This window comes from Hydrogenophaga sp. (genome assembly GCF_041633695.1).
In the GTDB taxonomy this organism is placed as follows: domain Bacteria; phylum Pseudomonadota; class Gammaproteobacteria; order Burkholderiales; family Burkholderiaceae_C; genus Hydrogenophaga.
The window spans coordinates 1-1,952 of sequence record NZ_JBFJMY010000630.1 but is presented as its reverse complement, the minus strand read 5'-3'; the positions used below and the strand labels follow the sequence as shown (position 1 = coordinate 1,952).

General features: G+C 66.9%; 3 protein-coding genes. 2 read left to right on the top strand and 1 reads right to left on the bottom strand.

Annotated features, from left to right (window positions below; genetic code table 11):
* Positions 1-540, top strand: a 540-nt coding sequence (locus tag ABYB95_RS22595; protein WP_372662305.1) for a sensor histidine kinase, incomplete at its 5' end; no start/stop codon positions are given.
* A complete protein-coding gene (locus ABYB95_RS22590; RefSeq protein ID WP_372662302.1) occupies positions 537-1,553 on the top strand; it encodes an endonuclease/exonuclease/phosphatase family protein in 1,017 nt (338 codons plus the stop codon). The genes ABYB95_RS22595 and ABYB95_RS22590, both read left to right, overlap by 4 nt.
* Positions 1,554-1,598: 45 nt before the next feature.
* On the opposite strand, the gene ABYB95_RS22585 is transcribed toward ABYB95_RS22590, so the two are convergent.
* Positions 1,599-1,952: efflux RND transporter permease subunit (locus ABYB95_RS22585; protein WP_372662300.1), on the bottom strand; the 354-nt coding region annotated here is incomplete at its 5' end.

Here is a 1,952-nt window from a genome sequence, read left to right as displayed (position 1 = left end):
GTGGCGCAATTGCTGCAAATGGCCCGGCTCGAACCCGATGCACGCAAGCCCGAGCAGACGCTGGTGCCGCTCGATGCGCTGGTGCGCCAGGTGGTGGGCACCTTTTCGGCACGGGCCGAAGAACGCGGCATCGACCTGGGGGTGGAAAACGCCGAGGCCACGTGGGTGCTGGGCGATCCCCATGCCTTGCGCGCCCTGCTCGACAACCTGGTGGACAACGCCTTGCGCTATACCCCACCCGGTGCCCGTGTCGATCTGCGCCTGCAGGCCGTGGGCGATGCACAAGTGGCGCTGGAAGTGAGCGACAGCGGCCCCGGCATAGCGCAGGCGGACCGGCAACGTGTGCTCGATCGTTTTGTGCGCCTGGCCCACCTCAGCGCAGACGCCAACGCCACGGGCAGCGGCCTGGGCCTGTCCATCGTGCGAGAAATTGCCCTGCGCCACCACGCCGAACTCGCGCTGCTCGACACGCCCGGAGGGGGTCTCACGGTGCGGCTGTTGTTTGCCCGCGCACCCGCGCTGGTTACAGTGGCAACATGAATCCCACTGCTCAACCGCGCTACGCCACCTTGATGGCGGCCACCTGCAATGTGCTCAACCTGGCCCTGCCCGACCGCACTTTTTACGCCGGTCAGAAGCCATACAGCCCGCACGAATTCGAGCGCAAAGTGCAGTGGCTGGGGCAACGCTTCCACAGTTTGAACGCCGACGTGCTGGCGGTTCAAGAAGTCTGGGACGAAGAAGCCCTGCGCGCGGCGGTGGCCCACAGCGGGTTGAACTACAGCTTTGTTTCGGTGCCGGGCGCGGAAAACGGTCCCGGGCAAACCGGTGCGCAAGGCACGCCGCGCGTGGGTCTGGTCAGCCGTTTGAAGGTGCTGTCCGCCGAATCCCTGGTGGAGTTCCCCACCGCCGCCGTGGTGGACGTGCCCGGCCTGGGCGCCCACGTCCGGTTCGAGCGCCCGCCCTTGCTGGCCACGTTGCGCATGAAACATGGGCAAGAACTGCAGGTCATCACCGCCCACCTCAAGTCCAAACGGCCCAAGTTTTTGCAAGACGCCGATGGCAAGCTGGTGGAAGACCCGGACGACCCCAGCACCCAGGCCGTGGCCTCGCTGCGCTCGCTGCTCATGCGCGCCAGCGAAGCCCTGGCGCTGCGCCTGAAGGTGGTGGAACTGCTGCACCGCACCCGCATGCCTTTGCTGGTCATGGGGGACCTCAACGACAGCCCGCACAGCGTCACCACCCAGCTGATTGCCGCCACCTCGCAAGTGGCCTACGACAAGGCCTCGCGCGACACCGCCTTGTTCAGCGCCTGGGACGTGCAAGGCGAGGCCGCGCTGCGGCGCGACGTGGCCTATTCCCACATCCACCAGGGCTACCCCGAGGTGCTGGACCAGTTGCTGGTGAGCGAGGAGTTCGTGGCGACCAGCCGCCGCGCCATCGGCGACGTGCGGCGCGTCGAAGTCTTCAACGACCACCTGTTCGAAGGCCGTGACCGTACTTTGAGCGACCACGGTTTTGTGCGCGCGCTGCTGCGGCTGCGCTTGGATTGAGCCGGCAACGCCTCGTGCCGGGCAACGCTGGCGCCGACCCCGCGGTCATGCCTTCAAGGCCGAACGCCGCATCAACAAGAACGCCGCCGGCACCACGAACATCGACAGCAGCGGTGCGGTCAACATGCCACCCACCATGGGCGCGGCAATGCGCTGCATCACTTCACTGCCGGTCCCCGTGCCCCACATGATGGGCAACAAGCCCGCCAGGATCACGGCCACCGTCATGGCTTTGGGCCGCACACGAAGCACCGCCCCTTCGCGGATCGCGTCCAGCAAGTCGGCTTCGCTGGTCTGGCCCCGCTCCTGCCGGGCGGTCCAGGCCAGTTTGAGATACATGAGCATGATCACGCCGAATTCGGCCGCCACGCCCGCCAGCGCAATGAAGCCCACCGCTCC